Source organism: Streptomyces sp. (assembly GCF_036566765.1).
In the GTDB taxonomy this organism is placed as follows: Bacteria; Actinomycetota; Actinomycetes; order Streptomycetales; family Streptomycetaceae; genus Streptomyces.
Genome location: NZ_DATCVQ010000006.1, coordinates 1 through 2,866, shown reverse-complemented (window position 1 = coordinate 2,866; position 2,866 = coordinate 1). Strand labels below are relative to the sequence as shown.

Here is a 2,866-nt window from a genome sequence, read left to right as displayed (position 1 = left end):
GCCGAGTTGTTGTTGCGCAGCGGCACGACGAGCGCCTCGGTGTCCCGGGTGGTGCGGGTCCGGAACGGGTGGGTGACCGACGCGGCGGCCTCGTTCCAGGTCCCGCCGGCGGGGACGAGCATCGACGAGCCGACCATGCCGTGGTTCGACCCGTCAGCAACGATCGTCGCCAGGGGCTGGTCAAGGGAGATGGTGCGGGCCCGGTCGGAGCGGAGCAGGGCCAGGAACGGCGGCGCGGCGTATCGCTTCAGGCCGGCCTCGATGCGGGCGACGGTCTTCGGGGCCAGCGGGCGCAGCCGGTCACCGATCCGCTCACCGGGCAGCGACCAGTCGATCGCGGCGGCGGCCGGCAGCACCTCAGGCTCGACGATCTGCCCGCACGCCCCGTGGACGTACACGTACTGCTGCCGGTATCGGCCGACGGTGCGGCCGGGCTTCCACGCCTGCTCGGACTCGACCACGATCTCGCAGCGCGGGCACCACGCCTTCGGGCGTTGGAAGCGGGCCAGGTCCGGGGCGCGCTCGCCGAGCCGCCACGCGACCACGTACAGCCGGTCGCGGGACTGCGGGGCGGGCCGGCCGGCCGCCTGGGCGTGCATCGAGTTGAGCGAGACGACCTTGAATCGGTAGCCGAGGGCGGAGAGCTGCTCCCGCCACACCTGCCAGGCCAGCCGGTACTTGGGCTGGGTGGCGATGTCGACGACGTTCTCCACCACGATGGCCCGGTACTTGTGGTGCTCGGCGAAGCGCAGCACGTCGAACATGAGCAGCCGGGAGCGGGTGGCGGCGTCGTCGGACAGCGGGTCCTCGAACAGCCCTTCCTCGATGGCGGGCTTGGACTTGGCGCCGCCGGCCTGTGACCACTTCGTGCACTCGGGTGAGGCCCAGAGGATGTCGGTGCGGGGGAAGTACCGCGGGTTCTCCTCGTGGAGGTCGACGGCGGCGTGGTCGGCGTCGGGGTGGTTGGTGTTGTGGGTTTCGACGGCGAGTTTCCAGTGGTTCGCGGCGATGCGGACGCGGACGCCGGGGACCTGGATGGCTCCGGAGCTGCTGCCGCCGGCGCCGCAGAACAGGTCGGTGATGGTGAGCATGTGCGTCTCCTTGGCGGGGGCGGGTCAGCGGGCCTGGATGAGCGGGGCGAGCCAGAGGGCGATGCGGATGGCGCAGCTGGCGAGGACGGCGAGGAGGAGGAGCCCGCCGGCCCAGGCGGGGGCGTCGTCGCTCACGGCTGGGTCTCGGCGTGTTCGGCGAGGAGCGCCCGCCAGCGGGCGATGCGCGTGTCGGGTGGTGTCTGGCGGGTGTGGGCGAGGTTGGTGGCGTCGGTGAGGGCTGCGGCGAGCCGGTCGGCGAGGTCGTCCTGCGCGTGGCCGGCCGGGGAACCGAGGACGGGCTGCGGGTTCGGGTCGCACTCCTTTGGGTGGCCCTTCGGCAGGGTGCATGGCGCTGAGCACGTCGGCCAGCCCGGCGTGGTGTCGTAGGCGGCGAGCGCCCGGTCGATGTGCTCCTGCCCGTCGCGGATGGCGGCGAGCGCGTCGAGGGTCCTGCCCAGCTCGGCGCCGAGCCGGTCGGCTTGGGCGGCGTGGTTGTCGCGCTGCCGCATCAGGGTGCGAACGTGTCGGCGCTCTCGCTCAAGCGCGGCGGTGAGTTCGCGGATGGCCTGCTGGTCGCTGCGGGTGTCGGCTTCGAGGCCGTCGGTGTGGCGGTGCTGGTCGGTGGGGTCGCAGGCGCGGGCGTCGTTGAGGCGGTCGGCGAAGGTGGGGACGGTCCGGGGTGCGGGGATGCGGTCGGTCTGTGTGGCCTGCACCTCGGCGTAGGTGCGGGCGTGTGCCCACGGGTGGACGCACTCGTTCGGGTAGTCGGGGCAGGCGCGGTCGGGCTTGCTCATGGCGGGCTCCTCAGGCGATGTCGTGGGCGGGGAGGTGGACGGTGGTGACGGGCTGGTCGAGGGGCGGCTCGTCGCGGTGCGGCCGGGACGGCACGGTGTCGGGCTCGCCGTAGCCGGCGGCGCGGAGCAGGGTGACTGCGTCGGCGAGCAGCATCCGGACGGGGAAGCCGAACACCCGGGTGGCAGGCAGGGACTCCGGCGCGGCCAGGTCGGCGACCTGGAAGGCGGGCATGTAGGCCCACCAGCGGCCGGCGTTGGCCGGTCCGACTCCGGCGCGCTGCACGACGAGCAGGCCGGTGGTCGCGTCGGCGTGGCTGATCTCGACGGCCAACTCCTGCATCCAGGCGGCGATGAGCCCGTCGGAGGCGGTGCGTGCCGCGTCGCCACCCTTCACCTCCACGCACAGGCCGGGGCATCCCGTGACGTCTCCGGCGTCGAGGGCCCCGCGGAGGGAGCGGCGTTCGGCGTGGGGGAAGCCGTGGGCGGTGAGGTAGCGGACGACGGCGGTTTCGGCGGCGGTGCCGATGTCGCGGGGGCGTCGGCGGGTCACGGCTGGCTCCTTCGGATGGCGGGCTTCTGGCGGGCGAGGCGGTTGAGGGCTTCGCGGCGTCGTGCGGCGAGGTCGTCGAGGACGCGCTCGGCGATGGCGCCGACGGGCTCGGGTTCGGCCTCCGCGACTTCGTCCCGACTTCGTCCGCCGCAGGTCAGAGCGTTTTCGGGAACAGAACGGACATCATCCATCGATCAAGTCCTTTCCAGAGGGGTTTTTGATCTCGTCCGACTTCGTCCGACCTCGTCCGGGACGAAGTGCGGAGGATGGCTTCGACCTCGTCCCAGTCGTCCCTGTGTTAGACAGGGACGAGGACGAAGTCACTCCGGGCCCCAGTTCGGCGGCTCGACTTCGTCCCGGTGCCACATCGGCCCTCCAGAGTCGGCTGCGTACTTGTCGGACTTCGGGTCCTCGGACTGCCGGTAGGCGGC

The 2,866-nt window shown here is 72.5% G+C and carries 4 protein-coding genes; all 4 read right to left on the bottom strand.

The genetic code is table 11. The features are described 5' to 3' along the window. Positions 1–1,091: DNA cytosine methyltransferase (locus tag VIU94_RS00380; protein WP_331906235.1), on the bottom strand; the 1,091-nt coding region annotated here is incomplete at its 3' end. A gap of 131 nt (positions 1,092–1,222) precedes the next feature. After that, complete coding sequence (locus VIU94_RS00375) at positions 1,223–1,885, bottom strand: hypothetical protein (RefSeq protein ID WP_331906233.1); 663 nt, start codon at positions 1,883–1,885, stop codon at positions 1,223–1,225. Between the two features lie 10 nt (positions 1,886–1,895). Next, positions 1,896–2,435, bottom strand: a complete 540-nt coding sequence (locus VIU94_RS00370) for a hypothetical protein (RefSeq protein ID WP_331906231.1) — start codon at positions 2,433–2,435, stop codon at positions 1,896–1,898. After that, a complete protein-coding gene (locus VIU94_RS00365; RefSeq protein ID WP_331906229.1) occupies positions 2,432–2,626 on the bottom strand; it encodes a hypothetical protein in 195 nt (64 codons plus the stop codon). Before VIU94_RS00365 ends, VIU94_RS00370 begins: the two co-directional genes overlap by 4 nt. Between the last annotated feature and the right edge of the window lie 240 nt (positions 2,627–2,866).